General features: G+C 71.6%; 21 protein-coding genes. 2 read left to right on the plus strand and 19 right to left on the minus strand.

Annotation, left to right across the window (positions count from 1 at the left end):
- Window positions 1-145: 145 nt before the first annotated feature.
- From tsaE to ACIA6C_RS08985, 7 genes are all read right to left on the minus strand, one after another.
- Entirely contained in the window at window positions 146-730 is a 585-nt protein-coding gene (gene tsaE, locus ACIA6C_RS08955; RefSeq protein WP_399273915.1) for a tRNA (adenosine(37)-N6)-threonylcarbamoyltransferase complex ATPase subunit type 1 TsaE, read from the minus strand.
- Complete coding sequence (locus ACIA6C_RS08960) at window positions 687-1,928, minus strand: alpha/beta fold hydrolase (RefSeq protein WP_399273917.1); 1,242 nt, start codon at window positions 1,926-1,928, stop codon at window positions 687-689. The genes tsaE and ACIA6C_RS08960 overlap by 44 nt, the downstream gene beginning before the upstream one ends.
- A 47-nt stretch (window positions 1,929-1,975) precedes the next feature.
- On the minus strand, window positions 1,976-3,112 hold the full coding sequence (gene alr / locus ACIA6C_RS08965) for an alanine racemase (protein WP_399273919.1): 1,137 nt from the start codon (window positions 3,110-3,112) through the stop codon (window positions 1,976-1,978).
- Between the two features lie 421 nt (window positions 3,113-3,533).
- Window positions 3,534-4,925, minus strand: coding sequence for an NAD(P)H-hydrate dehydratase (locus ACIA6C_RS08970; protein ID WP_399273921.1), 1,392 nt, complete (start codon window positions 4,923-4,925; stop codon window positions 3,534-3,536).
- A 121-nt stretch (window positions 4,926-5,046) separates the two neighbouring features.
- Entirely contained in the window at window positions 5,047-5,415 is a 369-nt protein-coding gene (locus ACIA6C_RS08975) for a holo-ACP synthase (protein WP_399273923.1), read from the minus strand.
- Window positions 5,416-5,435: 20 nt separating this feature from the next.
- Complete coding sequence (gene glmS / locus ACIA6C_RS08980) at window positions 5,436-7,286, minus strand: glutamine--fructose-6-phosphate transaminase (isomerizing) (protein WP_366082397.1); 1,851 nt, start codon at window positions 7,284-7,286, stop codon at window positions 5,436-5,438.
- A 144-nt stretch (window positions 7,287-7,430) separates the two neighbouring features.
- A complete protein-coding gene (locus ACIA6C_RS08985; protein ID WP_399273926.1) occupies window positions 7,431-8,234 on the minus strand; it encodes a hypothetical protein in 804 nt (267 codons plus the stop codon).
- Between the two features lie 272 nt (window positions 8,235-8,506).
- Here ACIA6C_RS08985 and coaA point away from each other — a divergent pair, with 272 nt between their 5' ends.
- Both coaA and ACIA6C_RS08995 read left to right on the plus strand, forming a co-directional pair.
- On the plus strand, window positions 8,507-9,526 hold the full coding sequence (gene coaA / locus ACIA6C_RS08990) for a type I pantothenate kinase (protein WP_361133898.1): 1,020 nt from the start codon (window positions 8,507-8,509) through the stop codon (window positions 9,524-9,526).
- A 16-nt stretch (window positions 9,527-9,542) separates the two neighbouring features.
- On the plus strand, window positions 9,543-10,496 hold the full coding sequence (locus ACIA6C_RS08995; protein WP_399273928.1) for a DUF389 domain-containing protein: 954 nt from the start codon (window positions 9,543-9,545) through the stop codon (window positions 10,494-10,496).
- 45 nt (window positions 10,497-10,541) lie between these two features.
- Here the strand turns inward: ACIA6C_RS08995 and glmM are convergent, their stop codons facing one another.
- The 12 genes from glmM to infA form a co-directional block, all read right to left on the minus strand.
- On the minus strand, window positions 10,542-11,900 hold the full coding sequence (glmM, locus tag ACIA6C_RS09000) for a phosphoglucosamine mutase (protein ID WP_361133904.1): 1,359 nt from the start codon (window positions 11,898-11,900) through the stop codon (window positions 10,542-10,544).
- Between the two features lie 136 nt (window positions 11,901-12,036).
- Window positions 12,037-12,552, minus strand: a complete 516-nt coding sequence (rpsI, locus tag ACIA6C_RS09005; RefSeq protein ID WP_361133907.1) for a 30S ribosomal protein S9 — start codon at window positions 12,550-12,552, stop codon at window positions 12,037-12,039.
- A gap of 42 nt (window positions 12,553-12,594) precedes the next feature.
- Window positions 12,595-13,038, minus strand: a complete 444-nt coding sequence (rplM, locus tag ACIA6C_RS09010; protein ID WP_329197517.1) for a 50S ribosomal protein L13 — start codon at window positions 13,036-13,038, stop codon at window positions 12,595-12,597.
- A gap of 236 nt (window positions 13,039-13,274) precedes the next feature.
- Window positions 13,275-14,528 carry a glycosyltransferase family 87 protein gene (locus tag ACIA6C_RS09015; RefSeq protein WP_366080271.1) on the minus strand — a complete coding sequence of 418 codons (1,254 nt, stop codon included), beginning with the start codon at window positions 14,526-14,528 and terminating at the stop codon, window positions 13,275-13,277.
- Between the two features lie 65 nt (window positions 14,529-14,593).
- Complete coding sequence (locus tag ACIA6C_RS09020; RefSeq protein ID WP_399273932.1) at window positions 14,594-16,213, minus strand: ABC-F family ATP-binding cassette domain-containing protein; 1,620 nt, start codon at window positions 16,211-16,213, stop codon at window positions 14,594-14,596.
- A 52-nt stretch (window positions 16,214-16,265) separates the two neighbouring features.
- Complete coding sequence (gene truA, locus ACIA6C_RS09025) at window positions 16,266-17,117, minus strand: tRNA pseudouridine(38-40) synthase TruA (protein ID WP_399273934.1); 852 nt, start codon at window positions 17,115-17,117, stop codon at window positions 16,266-16,268.
- Between the two features lie 111 nt (window positions 17,118-17,228).
- Window positions 17,229-17,696 (minus strand): 50S ribosomal protein L17, encoded by a 468-nt coding sequence (gene rplQ, locus ACIA6C_RS09030; protein ID WP_030298228.1) that lies wholly within the window; start codon window positions 17,694-17,696, stop codon window positions 17,229-17,231.
- 139 nt (window positions 17,697-17,835) lie between these two features.
- The gene (locus tag ACIA6C_RS09035; protein WP_007265920.1) at window positions 17,836-18,858 is read right to left on the minus strand and encodes a DNA-directed RNA polymerase subunit alpha; all 1,023 of its coding nucleotides are present in this window, start codon (window positions 18,856-18,858) and stop codon (window positions 17,836-17,838) included.
- A gap of 140 nt (window positions 18,859-18,998) precedes the next feature.
- Window positions 18,999-19,403 carry a 30S ribosomal protein S11 gene (gene rpsK / locus ACIA6C_RS09040; protein WP_003956432.1) on the minus strand — a complete coding sequence of 135 codons (405 nt, stop codon included), beginning with the start codon at window positions 19,401-19,403 and terminating at the stop codon, window positions 18,999-19,001.
- Between the two features lie 54 nt (window positions 19,404-19,457).
- Window positions 19,458-19,838 (minus strand): 30S ribosomal protein S13, encoded by a 381-nt coding sequence (gene rpsM / locus ACIA6C_RS09045; RefSeq protein WP_030710357.1) that lies wholly within the window; start codon window positions 19,836-19,838, stop codon window positions 19,458-19,460.
- A 199-nt stretch (window positions 19,839-20,037) separates the two neighbouring features.
- On the minus strand, window positions 20,038-20,151 hold the full coding sequence (gene rpmJ, locus ACIA6C_RS09050; RefSeq protein ID WP_003956441.1) for a 50S ribosomal protein L36: 114 nt from the start codon (window positions 20,149-20,151) through the stop codon (window positions 20,038-20,040).
- 73 nt (window positions 20,152-20,224) lie between these two features.
- Window positions 20,225-20,446, minus strand: coding sequence for a translation initiation factor IF-1 (gene infA, locus ACIA6C_RS09055; protein ID WP_003956442.1), 222 nt, complete (start codon window positions 20,444-20,446; stop codon window positions 20,225-20,227).
- Window positions 20,447-20,514: the final 68 nt, after the last annotated feature.

Below are 20,514 nucleotides of genomic sequence, written 5' to 3' on the forward strand. Positions count from 1 at the left end.
TGGACCGGCCCGGGGCGCGTACTTAGGTACACCTAACCAGCGCTCGGTACCATGTCACCACGAGCGTCCGTACTCGCGCAACGTTTTCCCGACGCGGTGTCGGGATGTCCGCCCGCGCGGCCGCCCCGCGCCGCCGCCCGGTCCGCTACCGGGCGACGCGTTCCGCCAGCCCGGCCAGTCCGTCGGCCGCACCGGCCCAGCGCGCACCGATCCCGCGCACCGAGACCTGCCGGACGTCGTCGAGGACCTCCTCGTGGCCGACCGCGCGGGAGATCACCACATGGAGCCGGTCCTCGGAGAGCTCCTCGACCTTGCCGTCGCCCCATTCGACGACGACCACGGACTCGGGCAGCGAGACGTCGAGGTCCAGGTCCTCCATCTCCTCCAGCCCGCCGCCGAGCCGGTACGCGTCCACGTGCACCAGGGCCGGCCCGTCACCGAGCGGCGGGTGCACCCGGGCGATGACGAAGGTCGGGGAGGTGACGGCCCCGCGCACGCCGAGGCCTTCGCCGAGGCCGCGCGTCAGGGTGGTCTTGCCTGCGCCGAGCTCGCCCGTCAGCAGGACGAGGTCGCCGGGCCGCAGCAGGCCGGCGATCCGACGGCCCAGCTCGCTCATGGAGCCGGGCGAGTCGACGGTGATCAGGGTCTCGGCGACGGCGCCTTCGGCCGTCACGGACGCGAAGGCCTCAGGAGCCGGGCTGTGCGGCGCTTCTCGCGGTACTTCTTCCATGCGGGCCAACGTTAGTCGCTCCCGGGCCTCCGGCGGATACGGTGCCGGGCGCGTCCGCGGACCCGGCCCCCTCCGCGGGCAGCGCCTCCGGCACGGCGCCAGTGCGCGCCAGCAGTCCGGTCAGCAGCGCGGTCACCGCGTCCGGGCGCTCCAGCATCATCAGGTGCCCGGTGTTCTCCAGGACGACCAGTTCGGCGGCCGGGAGCACGTCCTTGATGGCGGCGCTGTGCTCGGCCGGGGTGATCATGTCGCGGTCCCCGGCGATGACGGTGACCGGGATGTCCGCGAACCGCTGGAGCGCGATGGTTTTGTCGTGGACCTGGAAGGCCGGGTAGAACTCGGCGACCACGTCGATCGGGGTCGCCTCGATCAGCCGCTCGGCGAAGCGGGCGACCCCCGGGTCGACTTCACGCGAGCCGAACGAATACTGCTTGATCATGCCCGCGAAGAGGTCGGCGGTGGCCCGGCGGCCCCGTTCCACCAGCTCCACCTGCGAGCCGAGCACCTTGAGCACCCCGGGAAGGAGACGGCGTACGGCGCCCATGCCGACGGCCGGGAGCCCGTACGTGACCTCGTCCAGCCGGCCGCTGGAGGTGCCGACCAGGGCGACGCCGAGCACGCGCTCCCGTACCAGCTCCGGGAACTGTTCGGCCAGCGCCATGATGGTCATGCCGCCCATGGAGTGGCCGACGAGCACCAGCGGCCCCTCGGGGGTGGTGGCGTCGATCACCGCCTTGAGGTCGCGGCCGAGCAGCTCGATGGTCACCGGCTCGCCGTCGGCCTGGGAGAGGCCACGCATGCTGCGGCCGTGGCTGCGCTGGTCCCAGTAGACGCAGCGGACGGTTCCGCGCAGGGCGGCGCGCTGGAAGTGCCAGGAGTCCTGTCCCAGGCAGTAGCCGTGGCAGAAGACGACGGTCGCGGCGGGCGGCTTCTTGCGCCGCAGCCGGCCGCGCCGGCCCGGCTCCTCGGGCGGTTCGTCGACCTCGTAGTACAGCTCGGTGCCGTCCTCGGCGCGGCACAGGCCCTCCGCCCCGCGCAGGGAGCCGTAGTCCCCCGCGGCGTCGAGCGCGAGCCGCGCCTTCCTGCGGATGCCGCGTCCGACGGTGATCCGTTCGACCGCGACACCGGCGGCCGCACCGGCGGCTATGACTCCGATGGCCGCGCCGGCCCAGCCGGCCTTGCGCCAGTTCTCGCCCACGCGGTCGCCGTCCTCACTCAGCCGTACTCGGTCGTACGCAGCCGTATTCAGCCGTTGCGGTACACCCTGGGCACTCTGCCCCCGATACGGGTGACGATCTCATACGCGATGGTGCCCGCCGCCGCGGCCCAGTCCTCGGCGGTGGGTTCTCCCAGGTCACCGGGCCCGAAGAGGACCGCCGGATCTCCGGCGGTCACGTCGGCGCCCTCGACGTCGACCACGAACTGGTCCATGGCCACCCGCCCGGCGACCCGCCGGACCGCGCCGCCGACGAGGACCGGGCCGCTTCCGGAGGCGTGGCGCGGGACGCCGTCCGCGTACCCGACGGGGATGAGGGCGAGGCGGGTCTCACGTTCCGTCACGTAGTGGTGGCCGTAGCTGACTCCGTGACCGGCGGGCACGGTCTTGACCAGCGCGACGGAGGCCTTGAGGGTCATCGCGGGGCGCAGGCCCAGCTGTTCGGGCGTGCCCAACTCGGGCGCCGGCGAGACGCCGTAGACGGCGATGCCGCAGCGGACGAGGTCGAAGTGGCTCTCAGGGAGGGTGAGCGTGGCCGGCGAGTTGGCGATGTGCCGGACCTCGGGCTCGATGCCCTCCTTCTCGGCGTAGGCGAGCATCTCGCGGAAGGCGGTGAGCTGGAGGGCGATGGAGGGGTGGCCCGGCTCGTCGGCGCAGGCGAAGTGCGACCACACGCCGGTGACGAGGACGGTCCCCTCGGCCTGCGCGGCGACGGCGGCGCCCACCAGTTCCGCCCAGTCGGCGGGCTGGCAGCCGGCCCGCCCGAGGCCGGTGTCGGCCTTGAGCTGTACGCGCGCCACCTTCCCGCTCCCGCGGGCGGCGGCCCGCACCTCGTCCAGGGCCCACGTCCCGCTGACGGACAGGTCCAGATCGGCCTCGATGGCCTCCCGCCAGGGGCCGCCGGGCGTCCACAGCCAGCACATGATCCGGGAACCGATCCCGGCGGCGCGCAGCGCGAGCGCTTCCTCGGGCGTCGCGGTGCCGAGCCAGGTCGCCCCGGCGTCGAGGGCGGCGCGGGCGCAGGGGACGGCCCCGTGCCCGTACGCGTCCGACTTGACGACGGCCATGAGCTCGGCCCGGGGCGCCCGCTCGCGCAAAGCGCGCACGTTGCTCCGCACGGCGGCTAGGTCGATCTCGGCGTACGCGCGCGTCGGTGTCTCGTTCATCGAGCACAGTCTCTCAGAAGCCCCCGCCGCGCCCCCGCGCCGTGCGGGCGGGTGCTCCGGCGTGGACCGTGCCGCCCGGCCGGGCCGTTCGCCGTCCCTGGGGGCGACCCGGAGATGCGCAGCCCTCTGAGGAGGAGAGCGCGGTTCAGCCGGGGTGGACCGCGCGCGGCCGCCCGCCGTGCGCCACTGCGCTCCCGGCGGCAGCCGCGCGGTGCCGTCCTCGTCGGAGAACGCCACCACGGGCTTCTCCTCGTCCTCGGCCGTCGCGACCCCGGCCAGCCCGGAGGCGCCGGGCAGGCTCGCGGCCGTCGCGGACCCGTGTCCGGCCGGCTCCGTCCCGGACACGGGTCCGCGGCGCATGTCCGGCTCGGCCCGTCCAGGCCGACCCGTCCGTCCGTGCGTCCGTCCGTCCGTCCGTCCGTCAGGGTGTGCGGACGTCGCGCCAGGCGGCCGGGAGGGCTTCGGCCACCTCGTGGGCGAGGAGCGGGGCGCCCGATGCCGCGCGGCGGGCCGCCAGGCCGTGGAGGTACGCCGCCACGGAAGCGGCGTCGGGGCCGGACAGACCCGCCGCCAGCAGGGAGCCCGCCAGGCCCGACAGCACGTCACCGCTGCCGGCCGTGGCCAGCCACGGGGTGCCGGTCGGGTTGACCCGGACGGGGGCGGCGCCGTCGCAGACCAGCGTGGTCGAGCCTTTGAGCAGCACCGTCGCCCCGTACCGCTGCGCCAGCGCCCGAACGCAGTCCAGCCGGCCCGCCTCCACCTCCTCGCGCCGCACGCCCAGCAGCGCCGCCGCCTCGCCCGCGTGCGGGGTCAGTACCGTCGGCGCCGTCCGGGCCCGCAGCGCCTCCGGGTCCAGCCCGCGCAGCCCGTCGGCGTCGACCAGCACCGGCACCGGGTCGTCCAGGACCTCCGCGCCCCGCTCGTCCCCCAGGCCGGGCCCGATCACCCAGGCCTGCACCCGGCCCCGCCCGATCAGCGTCTCCGGGTACCTGGCCAGTACCGCCTCCCCGACCGCCGCCGGACCCACGTACCGCACCGCTCCGGCGCCGCCGCGCAGCGCCCCCGCGACCGCCAGCACCGCAGCCCCCGGGTAGCGGGCCGACCCGGCGACGATGCCGACCACGCCCCGGCGGTACTTGTCGCTGGCCGCGCCCGGCTCGGGCAGCAGCCCCGCCACATCGGCGTGTTGCAGCGCCTCCGCGTCCGGCGCGGGGAGGGTGAGCCCGATGTCCACCAGCCGTACCGCACCGGCCCGCGAGGCTCCCGGGTCGATCAGCAGCCCCGGCTTGTAGGCCCCGAACGTCACCGTGACGTCGGCCCGTACCGCCGCCCCGGCCACCTCGCCCGTCTGCGCGTCCACGCCGCTCGGCAGGTCCGCGGCCACCACCACCGCGCCCGGCGGGATCCGCTCCACCAGCGCCGCGGCCGCGGCCCGGAGCCCGCCGCGGCCGCCGATGCCGAGCAGTCCGTCCACCACCAGGTCCGCCCGCCCGGGCACCGCCGACTCCACCCGGCCGCCCGCGCCCAGCAGGGCGGCCAGGCCGCCCGGGTGCATCCGCTCGGGGTCCATCGGCACGGCCGTCACCCCGGCGCCGCGCCGGGCCAGCCGCGCGCCCGCGTACAGGGCGTCTCCGCCGTTGTCCCCCGGGCCGACCAGCAGCACGATCCGCGCGCCGTACACCCTCCCCAGCAGCCCGGCGCACACGGCGGCCAGCCCGGCCGCCGCCCGCCGCATCAAGGTGCCCTCCGGCAGCCGCGCCATCAGCTCGCGCTCGGCGGCCCGTACGGTCTCCACGCTGTAAGCAGTACGCATGCCACCACCCTGCCCGAAAAGGCGGCCGGGACGACCGCCCCGGTCCCCCACCCGGCGGCCCGCCCCCCGGCCGCGGGCTGCCCATCGGTGGTCGACCCCCGGCGGTCTGTCCCCCGGCGGTCTATCCCTCGGCGATGACCACGGCGGAGGCGACCCCCGCGTCGTGGCTCAGGGAGATGTGCCACGACTTCACGCCGAGTGCCGTCGCCCGCGCCTCCACCGTCCCGGACACCCGTACGCGCGGCTGCCCGGTCTCCTCGACGTACACCTCGGCGTCGGTCCACAGCATCCCGCCGGGCGCGCCGAGCGCCTTGGCGAGCGCCTCCTTGGCCGCGAACCGGGCGGCGAGCGAGGCGTTCCCGCGCCGCTCGCCGCTCGGCAGGGTCAACTCGGCGTCGACGAAGAGCCGTTGCGCGAGGTGCGGGGTCCGCTCCAGGGCGGCGCCGAACCGCTCGATCTCGGCAACGTCAATGCCCACACCGATAATCACAACACCATGCCCCTGTTCGACTATTCGACCGTGACGGATTTGGCGAGGTTGCGCGGCTGGTCCACCTCGTTCCCCCGGGCGGTCGCCAGCTCGCACGCGAACACCTGCAACGGCACCGCCGCCACCAGCGGCTGGAGCAGCGTGGGCGTCGCCGGGATGCGGATCAGGTGGTCCGCGTAGGGGACCACCGCCTCGTCGCCCTCCTCCGCGATCACGATCGTACGAGCCCCGCGGGCCCGGATCTCCTGGATGTTCGACACGATCTTGTCGTGCAGCACCGAACGCCCGCGCGGCGACGGCACCACGACCACCACCGGCAGGTCCTCCTCGATCAACGCGATCGGCCCGTGCTTGAGCTCGCCCGCCGCGAAGCCCTCCGCGTGCATGTACGCCAGCTCCTTGAGCTTGAGCGCACCCTCCAGCGCCACCGGGTACCCGACGTGGCGGCCGAGGAACAGCACGGTGTTCTTGTCGGCCAGCGAACGCGCCAGCGCCCGTACCGGCTCCATCGTCTCCAGCACCCTGTCCACGGCCGCGGCGATGTCCGACAGCTCCCGGATCACCGCGCGGATCTCGTCGCCCCACTTCGTGCCCCGGACCTGCCCGAGGTACAGCGCGACCAGGTAGCAGGCCACCAGCTGCGTCAGGAACGCCTTGGTCGAGGCGACGGCCACCTCGGGACCGGCGTGCGTGTACAGCACGGCGTCCGATTCGCGGGGGATCGTCGACCCGTTCGTGTTGCAGACGGCCAGCACCTTGGCGCCCTGCTCGCGCGCGTGCCGCAGCGCCATCAGGGTGTCCATGGTCTCGCCCGACTGCGAGATCGCGATCACCAGCGTCCGCTGGTCCAGGATCGGGTCGCGGTAGCGGAACTCGCTGGCCAGTTCCGTCTCGCACGGGATGCGGGTCCAGTGCTCGATGGCCAGCTTCGCGATCATGCCCGCGTGGTACGCCGTACCGCACGCCACGATCACGACCTTGTCGACCTCGCGGAGCACCGAGGCGGGGATGCGCACCTCGTCCAGCGTCAGCAGGCCGCTCGCGTCGATCCTGCCCAGGAGGGTGTCGGCGACGGCCTTCGGCTGCTCGGCGATCTCCTTGAGCATGAAGTAGTCGTATCCCCCCTTCTCGGCCGCCGAGGCGTCCCAGTCCACGTGGTACGCCCGCACCTCCGCGGCCGAACCGTCGAAGTTGGTCACCGTCACCCCTTCGCGGCGGAGCTCGACGACCTGGTCCTGCCCCAGCTCGATCGCGGACCGGGTGTGGGCGATGAAGGCGGCCACGTCCGAGGCGAGGAAGTTCTCACCCTCCCCAACGCCCACCACCAGGGGGGAGTTCCGGCGCGCCCCGACCACCACGTCCGGCGCGTCGGCGTGCACGGCGACCAGCGTGAACGCGCCCTCCAACCGCCGGCAGACGCGCCGCATGGCCTCCGCCAGGTCTCCGGACACGGCGTCGAACTGCTCGGCGAGCAGGTGCGCCACGACCTCGGTGTCCGTCTCGGACTCCAGCTTGTGGCCCCGCTCCGCCAGTTCGGCGCGCAATGCGGCGAAGTTCTCGATGATCCCGTTGTGCACGACCGCCACGCGCCCCGCGTTGTCGAGGTGCGGATGGGCGTTGACGTCGGTGGGCCCGCCGTGGGTCGCCCACCGGGTGTGTCCCAGGCCCGTGGAGCCGGCCGGCAGCGGATGCCCGACCAGTTCCTTCTCCAGGTTGACCAGCTTGCCGGCCTTCTTGACGGCGTCCAGTCCGCCGTCCGCGAGCACGGCGACACCGGCCGAGTCGTAGCCGCGGTACTCCAGCCGCTTGAGTCCGGCGATGACCACATCGAGCGCCGACTGCGCTCCCACGTAACCCACAATTCCGCACATAGGCGGCAGGGTACGCCGATGCCGGGCTCCTGCCCCGTACCTGAACCGGACGAACCCCGCCCCGGCGAATGTGCCGGAGCAGGGTTGACGCCTGAGCCAGAGTCAGCCGTCAGCCGTCAGCCATCAGCCGTCAGCCATCAGCCATCAGCCGAGCTTCTTCGCCTGCGCGTCCACGACGGCCTTCGGCTGCTCGGCCTCGCCGCTCACGCTCAGCGCGGTGAACGTCGCGAGGGTGTTGCCCTTGCGCAGCACCACCACCCGGGTGACGTTCCGGTCGCCGTCCCCCAGGTCCATCACGGTGTTGAACGAGACCGCCTCGTCGCCGCCGGTGAGCGCGGCGTCGGCCTCGACGCTCCCGATGGCCGTCTTCTCCCCGGCCTGCGTCACCGAGAAGCCGCCCGTGCACGCCTGCACCCCGTCCTTGACCGCGGCGAAGGCCTCCTCGGCGCCCTTGCCGTCGTAGGACACCAGCGCGACCGACGTGGCCGTCGCCTGCCGGCCGGCGCCCGCGGCGGCTGCCGCCTGCCGCGCCGCGCCGGCGTCCCCGGCCGCCGCCGGCGCGGGCTTCCCGCCCGCGACGACGCGGGCGACCCCGGTGGACGTGCCGATCGGCTGCATCCCCTCGGCCTGGGCCAGCGGCCTGCAGGCGGCCTTGTCGGTGTCGATCGGATCGTTCTGCGCCTCGCCGTCCGTGACCGGCTCCAGCTCGTGGTCCGGCAGGTCCGCCCGGGTGACCAGCAGGCTGGCCAGCTCGGCGGCCGTCTTCCCCTTGGGTCCCGCCGGAGCCGCGCCCGAAGCCGTGGCGGACGGCTGGGAGCCGCCCTGGGAGCCGGCCTTGAAATCGGCCCCGGCGCCGCCGGCCCCGCCCGACCCGCAGGCGGTGGCCAGCAGGGTCAGGGACACCGCCGAAGCGGTCAGGACAGCACGACGGACAAGCACGGTACGCAACGGAAATCTCCCCCGGAACAAGAAACGCACACAGACAGCCCCGGTCGGCGCGCCCTCGGTCGGAGGCGCACCGGAGCTGTGGCGATCAGCAATGTACGGGTGACCGGACGGTCGGACGATCCGGTTTTCACACACCCTTGCCAATCGTGACCGGCACGAGACCGACACGAGACTCCGATCGGGATCCGGCCACGTACCCGGCCCCCGGGAGCCGCTCCCCACGTGACCGACCACACCACCCATAAGCGAGCGCGAGCCCCGACAATGGCCTTGTGATCACTTCGCCGCCACGAAGCACGCCGGGCCGCGCAACGGACCGCGCCGGCCACCGCCGGCCCGCCGAGGCCTCCCCCTACGTCGACCTCACCCGGGCCGAATGGAGCGCCCTGCGCGAGCGCACCCCCCTGCCGCTCACAGCCGACGAGGTCGAACGGCTCCGCGGCCTGGGCGACGTCATCGACCTCGACGAGGTCCGCGACGTCTACCTCCCGCTCTCCCGCCTGCTGAACCTCTACGTCGGCGCCACCAGCAACCTCCGCGGCACCCTCAACACCTTCCTCGGCGACGCCGGCAACGGCCACGGCGCCCAGCAGGGCACCCCCTTCGTCATAGGCGTCGCCGGCTCCGTCGCCGTCGGCAAGTCCACCGTGGCCCGTCTGCTCCAGGCCCTGCTGGCCCGCTGGCCCGAGCACCCGCGCGTCGAGCTCGTCACCACCGACGGCTTCCTGTACCCGATGAAGGAGCTCCAGCGCCGCGGCCTGACCGCCCGCAAGGGCTTCCCCGAGTCGTACGACCGCCGCGCGCTCACCCGCTTCGTCGCCGACATCAAGGCGGGCAAGGACGAGGTCACGGCCCCGGTCTACTCCCACCTGATCTACGACATCGTCCCCGGCGAGCAGCTCGTCGTCCGCCGCCCGGACATCCTGATCGTGGAGGGGCTCAACGTCCTCCAGCCGGCCCTGCCCGGCAAGGACGGGCGGACCCGCGTCGGCCTCGCCGACTACTTCGACTTCAGCGTGTACGTGGACGCGCGCCCCGAGGACATCGAGCGCTGGTACCTCAACCGGTTCCGGAAGCTGCGCGAGACCGCGTTCCAGAATCCTTTCTCCTACTTCCGCAAGTACACGCAGGTCTCCGAGGAGGAGGCCCTGGAGTACGCGCAGACGATGTGGCGGACCATCAACAAGCCCAACCTGATGGAGAACGTGGCCCCGACCCGCGGCCGGGCGACCCTCGTCGTGCGCAAGGGCCCGGACCACAAGGTGCAGAAGCTGAGCCTGCGCAAACTCTGAAAGCTACTGTTCGGGCATGCTGCACCTGCGGATGATCACCCCGCCCGACCGGACGCACGCCGTACTGCGCCTCATCGAGGAGACCGTCGGCACCACCCACCTGGTGGTGCTGACCGGCGCGGCCCTCGCCCCGGCGGGTGACGTCGTCACCTGCGACGTCGCGCGCGAGGCGGGCGACGAGCTGCTCCAGGCGCTACGGGAACTGGGCATCGACGAGGACGGCTCGATCACCGTCGAGAACATCGACCTGACCCTCTCCAAGAGCGCCGACCGGGCCGAGGAGGAGGCACCGGGCGAAGGGGCCGACGCCGTGCTGTGGGAGCAGCTGAGCGAGGCGACCCACGAGGAGTCGACCCTCACGATCACCTACACCGCCTTCATGATCGTCGCGACGCTGATCGCCGCCTGCGGTGTGGTCCTGGACAACGCCATCCTGATCGTGGGCGCGATGGCCGTCGGCCCGGAGTTCGGCCCGCTCGCGGGCGTGTGTACGGGCCTGGTCCGGCGAGCTCCGAAACCCGCGGCGCGCTCCCTGCTCGCCCTGTTGACCGGCTTCGCCGCCGCGATGGCGGCGACCACCCTGTTCAGCCTGGCCATGGACGCGCTGGGCCTGTTCGAGCGGTCGATGCTGGAGAACCCGCGCCCCAACACCAGCTTCATCTGGCAGCCGGACCCGTTCTCGTTCGTGGTGGCCCTGCTCGCCGGGGTGGCTGGGGTGCTGTCCCTGACGTCCGCCAAGTCCGGCGCGCTGGTCGGCGTGGCGATCTCGGTGACGACCGTCCCGGCGGCCGCCAACGCCGCGGTGGCCCTCAGCTACGGCGAGGTGGGCCAGATGTGGGGCTCGGCGGAGCAGCTGCTGGTGAACCTGGGCGGGATCATGCTGGCCGGCACCCTGACCCTGTACGCACAGAAGCTGCTGTGGCGCACCCAGCGCGGCCGCTGGCGCCGTACCCCCTCCGGAACGGCCTGAGCCCCGCCACCCGCGGGGGCGACGGGGCTCAGGGAACCGGGATGACTAACCGAGCGCCGACTTCACGACGTCCGCGAGGCGTCCCGCGACCGCGCGGGCCTGCTCGATGTCGGCGGCCTCCACCATCACCCGTACGAGCGGCTCCGTACCGGAGGGACGCAGCAGCACCCGCCCGGTGGCGCCCAGCTCGCGCTCGGCGTCGCCCACCGCGGCCGCCAGCTCGCCGGAGGTCCCGACCCGGGACTTGTCCACGTCGGGCACGTTGATCAGCACCTGCGGCAGCCGCTGCATCACGCCCGCCAGCTCCGCCAGGGACCGCCCGGTCGCCGCGACCCGGGCCGCCAGCAGCAGCCCCGTCAGGGTGCCGTCCCCGGTCGTCGCGTGGTCGAGGATGATCACGTGGCCGGACTGCTCGCCGCCGAGCGCGTAGCCGTGCTCCTTCATCGACTCCAGCACGTAGCGGTCGCCGACGCCGGTCTGCACGACCTGGATGCCCTCGGCCTCCATGGCCAGCTTGAAGCCAAGGTTCGACATCACCGTGCCGACGACGGTGTTCTCGCGCAGCTGCCCCGCCTCGCGCATGGCCAGGGCCAGCACCGCGAGGATCTGGTCCCCGTCGACCTCCGCGCCCGAGGCGTCCACGGCCAGGCAGCGGTCGGCGTCGCCGTCGTGCGCGATGCCGAAGTCGGCCCCGTGCTCGACGACGGCCTGCTTGAGCAGACCGAGGTGGGTGGAGCCGCAGCCGTCGTTGATGTTCAGGCCGTCGGGCTCGGCGCCGATCGTGATGATCTCCGCGCCGGCCCGGGCGAAGGCCTCGGGGGAGACGTACGCTGCCGCGCCGTGGGCCTCGTCCAGGACGATCCTGAGTCCTTCGAGGCGGTTGGGGAGGGCCCCGATGAGGTGGGCGACGTACTTCTCGAAGCCCTCGTTGTAGTCCGAGACCCGGCCGACGCCCGCGCCGGTGGGACGGTCCCAGGGGGCGCCGGTGCGGTGCTCGTCGTAGACGGACTCGATCCGGTCCTCCAGCTCGTCGGCCAGCTTGTGGCCGCCGCGCGCGAAGAACTTGATGCCGTTGTCGGGCATCGCGTTGTGGCTGGCGGAGAGCATCACGCCGAGGTCGGCGCCCAGCGCACCGGTGAGATACGCCACCGCCGGGGTGGGCAGCACACCGACGCGCAGGACGTCCACGCCCGCGCTCGCGAGGCCCGCGACGACCGCGGCCTCCAGGAACTCGCCGGAAGCTCGGGGGTCCCGGCCGACCACGGCGGTGGCCCGGTGGCCGGCGAAGGTGCCCGCCTCGGCCAGTACGTGTGCGGCCGCCACGGAGAGACCGAGCGCGAGCTCGGCCGTCAGATCCGCGTTGGCGACGCCTCGTACACCGTCCGTCCCGAAGAGTCGTCCCACTGTTGTCCTCCCGAGTTCACGCTTCGCTTAGTGCCGCTGTGTGACAGGTATGTGCCGCTTGTGGCGGTAAACGAACCGCCCCGGCAGCACAGAGAGTGCTGCCGGGGCGGTTTCGTTGCAGAACAGCAGGCGCAGATTAACGCTTGCTGTACTGCGGAGCCTTACGGGCCTTCTTGAGACCGGCCTTCTTGCGCTCGACCGCACGGTCGTCGCGGGAGAGGAAGCCGGCCTTCTTGAGCGCCGGGCGGTTGTTGTCGACGTCCGCCTCGTTCAGCGCACGGGCCACGCCGAGGCGCAGGGCGCCGGCCTGGCCGGAGACGCCGCCACCCGAGATGCGGGCGATGACGTCGTAGCGGTTGTCCAGCTCAAGGAGCTTGAACGGCTCGTTGACTTCCTGCTGGTGCACCTTGTTGGGGAAGTAGTCCTCAAGGGTGCGACCGTTGATCTTCCACTTGCCGGTGCCCGGGACGATCCGGACGCGCGCGATGGCGTTCTTGCGACGGCCCAGGCCGGCGGCCGGCTGCGGGTCGCCGAAGCGGCCGGCGAGGGACTCGGAGGTGTAGTCACCCTCCGGCGCCTCGGACTCGAAAGTGGTAACAGCGTCGTACGTCTCGTCGCCCTCGATGGGGCTCTCGACGGTGGTCTCGGCCACGATTCTCCTCAGAATTCTCTACGTCTTAGGGGGTGGCCGGAACTACTGCGCGACCTGGGTGATCTCGAACGGCACCGGCTGCTGGGCAGCGTGGGGGTGCTGGTCGCCCGAGTAGACCTTCAGCTTCGAGAGCATCTGACGGCCCAGGGTGTTCTTGGGGAGCATGCCCTTGACGGCCTTCTCGACGGCCTTCTCCGGGTTGTTCGCCAGGAGGTCGTCGTAGCGCACGGAACGCAGACCGCCCGGGAAACCGGAGTGGCGGTACGCCATCTTCTGGGACGCCTTGTTGCCGGACAGGTGGACCTTGTCGGCGTTGACGATGATGACGAAGTCGCCCATGTCCATGTGGGGCGCATAGGTCGGCTTGTGCTTGCCGCGCAGGAGGGCAGCGGCCTGGGTCGCCAGACGGCCGAGGACAACGTCCTGGGCGTCAATGACGAGCCACTGGCGCGAGATGTCGCCGGGCTTGGGGCTGTACGTACGCACGCGTATGCCTTCGCTTCTTCAGTGGTGGGTCATCCCAGAGGGCACGAGCCCCGCGGGAAGGGTCCTGACAGGGTCACCACGGACGATCACGACAGCCGCTTGTCCACATCGGGGACGCAACCCGTGTGAACCGCTGGTCATCGGTCCGGTGGACCGGCGTAAGGCCCTTTCACGTGAGAATGAGAAAGCCAATACGCATAACAAACCAGCAGAGTACCCAAGAGGACCCGTACGGGTCAAAACGCGGTCCGCGATGCCGATGCTGCTGGCTTCGCGGCGCACTCCGGTTCGGTCCTGGGTGGGGACCCCGCAGTTGTTACTGGACCCAGAATAACCCGACCGGAGCGCAGGGTACGACGCACCAGCAGAGCCGCGAGCCCGCACAGGGCCGCCATGTCCCGGAACGCCCGCCTCTTGTGGGCCAGCTCCGCGGGCCAGGGGACCAGCGCCAGCTGAGGCACCAGGGCCAGCCAGAACCAGGGCGAGCGGGCCGCCGAACCCTCCCGCACCCCCGAAACGATCAGCAGCGGCAGCACCACCAGCAGGTAGTGGTCGAAGGACGGCCGCGACACCAGGAATGCGGCGAGCATCACCATGCAGGCCGTCTCCGCGAGGCGCAGCTCGTCCCCGCCGGGTCCCTCCGTCCGCCGCCAGCGCACCCACACCGCCCACAGTCCGCCGAGCGCCCCCGCCCCGGCCAGCAGCACCGCGACCGGCTGCGGCACCCCCATCCGCGGCAGCACCGCGATCGGAGAGGCGTCCCAGGGGAGCGCGTAGGCGTCCTGCCCCTGGAAAAGGAACGGCAGCGTCTTGGTGAAGAACAGCGTCGGGCTCGGCATCATCAGCGCCCCCGCCAGTGACAGCGCCACCGGGACCAGCACCGCCACGGCCAGCCCCCGCCACTGCCGGGCCAGTACGAACAGCAGGCCGATCGGCACGAGCATCGGCTTGCAGGCGATGGCCAGCCCCACCACCAGGCCCGCCGCCGCCCACCGCCGCCGGTGGGCGAGCAGCAGCGCCAGCGGCAGCGCGGCCGCCGAGATCGCCGTCCAGTTCCCGATCAGCACCAGGTTCAGGTACGGCTTGTAGGCCAGCGCGAACAGGCCGAAACCCCCCACCGCGAGGCGGGAGCGCACCGGTACGGAGAACAGCCGCAGCGCCGCCCACCAGCCGGCGCCGATCAGCGCGGTCATGCCCAGCGGCAGCAGCCAGCGCAGCGCCCAGTGCGGCAGCAGCGCCTCCGGCACGGCCATGATCACGGCGCTGGGCAGGTACAGGAACCGCTTGTCCTCGTAGGGCGAGGCACCCGACAGCAGCGCGTCCGCGGCCTTCACCACGAACGCGTTGTCCGAGCCCCAGTTCGCGCGCAGGCTCGTGGAGACCGCGATCGACAGCAGGATCACGAGGGAGACCGCCCGCCAGGAGCGCGGCGCCGGCCGCAGCAGCCAGTCGACCCGCCGACCGGCCGAAACCGGACGGTCCCACTTCATGAGCCAGATGCTAGGCCGCAGCCCCACAACGCCTCCCTCGACCCCGCGGGGGGCCGTTCACCCCCTCAGCGCTCGCGCTCGACCCTACGTTCGTCCCATACGGGTTCCTGAGTCTCCCGTACAACACCGTCTGAACCGAAGACCAAGTAACGGTCAAATGTTCGCGCGAACCAGCGGTCGTGCGTCACGCACAGCACCGTGCCGTCGTACGCCTCCAGACCGTCCTGGAGGGCCTCGGCCGACTCCAGGTCCAGGTTGTCGGTCGGCTCGTCCAGCAGCAGCGCCGTGGTGCCGGCCAGCTCCAGCAGCAGGATCTGGAACCGCGCCTGCTGGCCGCCCGACAGCTTCTCGAACGGCTGCTCCGCCTGCCGCTCCAGCTCGTAACGGCGCAGGGCCCCCATCGCCTGGCCCAGGGGCTTGGCCGCCTCCGTCCACAGGATGTCGACGAGCGTGCGGCCGAACAGCTCCGGGTGGGCGTGCGTCTGCGCGAAGTGGCCGGGAACCACCCGGGCGCCCAGCTTCCACTCACCGGTGTGCTTGACGTCCTCACCCGCCAGCAGCCGCAGGAAGTGCGACTTGCCGGAGCCGTTCGAGCCGAGCACCGCGACCCGCTCCCCGTAGAAGACCTCCAGGGAGAACGGCTTCATCAGGCCGGTCAGCTCCAGGTTCTGCACCGTCAGCGCGCGCACGCCCGTACGGCCGCCCTTGAGCCGCATCGTGATGTCCTGCTCCCGCGGCGGCTCCGGCGGCGGGCCGGCCTCCTCGAACTTCTGGAAGCGGGTCTGCATCGCCCGGTAGCGCGAGGCCATGTCGGGGCTGCTCGCGGCCTGGTTGCGCAGCCGCAGCACCAGAGCCTTCAGGCGGGCGTGCTCCTCGTCCCAGCGCCGCTTGAGCTCCTCGAAGCGGGCGAAGCGCTCCTTGCGGGCCTCGTGGTAGGTGCCGAAGCCCGCGCCGTGCACCCAGACGTCGGAGCCCATCGGGCTCGCCTCCAGGCTGATGATCTTCTGGGCGGCCTGGGTCAGCAGCTCCCGGTCGTGGGAGACGAACAGGACCGTCTTGCGGGTGGTCCGCAGCTGCTCCTCCAGCCACCGCTTGCCCGGGACGTCGAGGTAGTTGTCCGGCTCGTCGAGCAGCAGCACCTCGTCCGGCCCGCGCAGCAGCGCCTCCAGGACGAGCCGCTTCTGCTCACCGCCGGAGAGCGTGCGCACCTCGCGGAACTGGGCCGAGTCGTACGGGATGCCCAGCGCCGCCATGGTGCAGACGTCCCACAGGGTCTCCGCCTCGTAGCCCTGGACGTCGGCCCAGTCGCTGAGCGCCTGCGCGTAGGCCATCTGGGCGGCCTCGTCGTCGACCGTGAGGATCAGCGCCTCGGCCCGGTCCACGGCCCTCGCCGCCTCCCGGATCCGCGGCTGGGACACCGAGACCAGCAGGTCCCGTACGGTCGTCTCGTCCCGCACCGAGCCCACGAACTGGGACATCACGCCGAGTCCGCCGCTGTGCGTGACCGCCCCGCCGTGCGGCTGGAGCTCACCGGAGATCAGCTTCAGCAGGGTGGTCTTGCCGGCCCCGTTGGCCCCGACGAGGGCCACCACCGCGCCCTCCCCCACACGGAAGGAGACGTCGGGGAGCAGGACCCGCCCGTCGGGAAGGTAGTACTCCAGGTGGCTGGCTTCGAGATGTCCCATGGGCGCATTGTCCAGGCCGGGCCGCGATCCGCCCAAATGGATGAGCGGTGGATCAGCAGCAGCCGGCTCCGGGCAGGGTCCGCATGTTGCGCGCTTCCTTGCTGCGGGCGGCCAGCAGCTCGTCGGCCGGGTAGCCGACTTCCTCCAGGGTGAGCCCGTGGGGCTTGACCACGTGGACCGAGGAGTCCCGTACGGCGGCCCGCAGGACCTCGCCGGGCCAGGTCACGGGCCGGTGCCCGTCGCCCACGTGCAGCATCGCGCCGACCAGCGAGCGGACCATGTTGTGGCAGAAGGCGTCGGCGCGCACCGTGGCGGTGATGATGCCGTCCTCCGCGCGCTCCCAGCTGAGCTGCTGGAGCGTGCGGATGGTCGTGGCGCCCTCGCGCTTCTTGCAGTACGCGGCGAAGTCGTGCTCGCCGAGCAGCGCGGTGGAGGCCTCGTTCATGGCGTCCACGTCCAGCGGCCACTGGTGCCACAGCACGTGCCCGCGGCGCAGCGGGTCCACCCCCGCCTGGTGGTCGCCCACCCGGTAGGCGTATCGGCGCCAGACGGCCGAGAAGCGCGCGTTGAAGCCCTCGGGGGCCCGCGCGGCCCTCCACACCCGTACGTCGTGCGGCAGCCGCCCCGCGAGGCGGCGCAGCAGCTTGTCCTCGTGCTCCGCCCACACCTCGTCGCGCACGTCGAACTGGGCGACCTGCCCGCGCGCGTGCACGCCCGCATCGGTCCGCCCGGCCACGGTCAGCTCCACCGGCTCCGGCAGCCGCATCACGGTCCGCAGGGCCGACTCCAGCTCCCCCTGCACGGTCCGCAGCTCGCGCTGCTTCGCCCAGCCGGAGAAGTCCTTGCCGTCGTACGACAGGTCCAGCCGTACCCGGACGTGCCCGGGCTCCACCTCGTCACTCACGTGACCGATCCTCTCAAAAGCTGGGGAACGTCAGGAACGCAGAACGGGCCCGCCCCGGGAAGGGGCGGGCCCGTTCAGAGCCGATCAAGCAAGCTCGATCCCGGAACGGGATCAGGCCTCCTTGGTCTCCTCGGCGGCGGGAGCCTCGGCCACGGCCTCGGCGTCCTTCGCGGCACGCTTGGTGGCGGCCTCGGCCTCACCGGTGGCCTGCTGCGCGACCGTCAGGGCCTCGACCAGCTCGATGACCGCCATCGGGGCGTTGTCGCCACGACGGTTGCCGATCTTGGTGATGCGCGTGTAACCACCGGGGCGGTTCTCGTAGCGCGGGGCGATCTCGGTGAACAGCGTGTGCACGATGCTCTTGTCCGTGATCGTCTGCAGCACCAGGCGACGGTTGTGGATGTCGCCCTTCTTGGCCTTGGTGACCAGACGCTCGGCGTAGGGACGCAGGCGACGGGCCTTGGCCTCGGTGGTGGTGATGCGGCCGTGCTCGAAGAGCGCCTTCGCGAGGTTCGCGAGGAGGTGCTTCTCGTGCGCGGCGCTGCCGCCCAGGCGGGCACCCTTTGCGGGACGCGGCATGGTGTTACTCCTTCATATCTGCACCGGCCGTGTCAGGTACCGGTGTCAGTTCCCCCGGAGCGGCTGCCCCGGGAAAGTCTCGATCAAGCCCGGCCGGCGATCGGGGCCCACAGGCCCCGGCCGCCGGCGGCGGGGAGAATCAGTACTGCTCGGTCTCGACGAAACCGGCGTCCGCGTCGTCGTCGGCGCCGAAGGCGTCCGCCGCGGCGGTCGGGTCGAATCCGGGCGGGCTGTCCTTGAGGGCCAGGCCCATGCCGGCCAGCTTCGCCTTGACCTCGTCGATCGACTTCGCACCGAAGTTGCGGATGTCGAGCAGGTCGGCCTCGGAGCGGGCGACGAGCTCACCCACGGAGTGGATGCCCTCGCGCTTGAGGCAGTTGTACGACCGGACGGTGAGCTCGAGCTCCTCGATCGGCAGCGCCAGGTCGGCGGCCAGGGCGGCGTCCGTCGGGGACGGGCCCATGTCGATGCCCTCGGCGTCGATGTTGAGCTCGCGCGCCAGACCGAACAGCTCGACCAGGGTCTTGCCGGCGGACGCCATGGCGTCGCGCGGGCGCATGGCCTGCTTGGTCTCGACGTCGACGATCAGCTTGTCGAAGTCGGTGCGCTGCTCGACTCGGGTCGCCTCGACCTTGTAGGTGACCTTGAGGACCGGGCTGTAGATGGAGTCGACCGGGATGCGGCCGATCTCCTGGCCCAGCTGCTTGTTCTGCACGGCGGAGACGTAGCCGCGGCCGCGCTCGACGGTCAGCTCCATCTCCAGCTTGCCCTTGCCGTTGAGCGTGGCGAGGACCAGGTCCGGGTTGTGCACCTCGACACCGGCCGGGGGCGCGATGTCGGCAGCGGTGACCAGGCCGGGACCCTGCTTGCGCAGGTACATCACGACCGGCTCGTCGTGCTCCGAGGAGACGACCAGCTGCTTGATGTTGAGGATGATGTCGGTGACGTCTTCCTTGACGCCCGGCACGGTGGTGAACTCGTGCAGGACGCCGTCCACGCGGATGCTGGTGACGGCGGCACCCGGGATGGAGGACAGGAGCGTGCGGCGCAGGGAGTTGCCGAGGGTGTAGCCGAAGCCCGGCTCCAGCGGCTCGATCACGAACCGCGAGCGGTACTCGTCTACGACCTCTTCGGTCAGCGAGGGACGCTGAGCGATAAGCATGTCTGTGTTCCTTCAGTCGTGGACGCCCACTATTTGACGCCCGACATGTACTGCTGGGTACTGCAAGGGTACGGGCGGCACGGCCCCCGAAGGGGTCGTACCGCCCGGACACTCAAAGACGCACAGGCGCGTCCGTCGCGTCAGACGCGGCGGCGCTTCGGCGGACGGCAGCCGTTGTGCGGGGTGGGGGTGACGTCCTGGATGGAGCCGACCTCCAGGCCGGTGGCCTGCAGGGAGCGGATCGCGGTCTCGCGGCCGGAGCCCGGACCCTTGACGAAGACGTCAACCTTGCGCATGCCGTGCTCCTGCGCGCGGCGGGCGGCCGACTCGGCGGCCATCTGCGCGGCGAAGGGGGTGGACTTGCGCGAGCCCTTGAAGCCGACGTGGCCGGCGGAGGCCCAGGAGATCACGTTGCCCGAGGGGTCGGTGATCGAGACGATGGTGTTGTTGAACGTGCTCTTGATGTGGGCGTGCCCGTGAGCGACGTTCTTCTTTTCCTTGCGGCGCACCTTCTTGGCAGCGCCCTGACGACCCTTGGGGGGCATCTAAATCTCCTACGGGAGGTGGTCGGTCCTACAGCGCAAGACCGCTGAACAGGACTACTTCTTGCCCGGCTTCTTCTTACCGGCGATCGCGCGACGCGGGCCCTTGCGGGTACGCGCGTTCGTGCTGGTGCGCTGACCGTGCACCGGCAGGCCACGACGGTGGCGGATGCCCTGGTAGCACTGGATCTCGACCTTGCGACGGATGTCGGCCTGGATCTCGCGGCGGAGGTCACCCTCGGTACGGAGGTTGGCGTCCACGTACTCGCGGATCTTGACCAGGTCCTCTTCGGCCAGGTCACGAACGCGGGTGTTCGGGTTCACGCCGGTGGAGGCGAGGATCTCCTTGGACCGGGTGCGCCCGATACCGAAGACGTAGGTGAGTGCGATCTCCACACGCTTTTCGCGCGGGATGTCAACACCGGAAACGCGTGCCATTCAATGGCTCCTGTGTGTTCGGGGGTCTTCCGCAGAACCGTTCCCGACCGCCGACCACTCCTGATGGGTGGTGGTACGTCCGGGTCCCCGGCCCCCGCCGGAGGTGCCGCCGGCCCCGTGAAGGGCTGGGCGGGTTCTGCGTATGTACGTTTTCTTACGTCGCGCGAAGAACTGCGGAAGGCAGGTCGGTCGGCGTGCGTCAGCCCTGGCGCTGCTTGTGGCGCAGGTTGTCGCAGATGACCATGACCCGACCGTGACGGCGGATCACCTTGCACTTGTCGCAGATCTTCTTGACGCTCGGCTTGACCTTCATGTTGGTGAGGTTCTCCGGGTCAGTGCCACCACCCGCGCCGGAACAGACGCCCGGTCGGGAGTGAGGACAAGATCTACTTGTATCGGTAGACGATCCGGCCACGCGTCAGGTCGTACGGAGACAGCTCCACCACGACCCGGTCATCGGGGAGGATGCGGATGTAGTGCATCCGCATCTTGCCGCTGATGTGCGCGAGGACCTTGTGACCGTTCTGCAGTTCCACCTTGAACATCGCGTTCGGGAGGGACTCGATCACGGTGCCCTCGATCTCGATGGCACCTTGCTTCTTGGCCACGCTTCGCCCTTCGAATCGGCTACCTTGATCAGCTCCATGCTCCGCACGAAGACATGCGGATGCAAAGG

It is taken from the genome of Streptomyces sp. NPDC051578 (assembly GCF_044454045.1).
Taxonomy (GTDB): Bacteria; Actinomycetota; Actinomycetes; order Streptomycetales; family Streptomycetaceae; genus Streptomyces.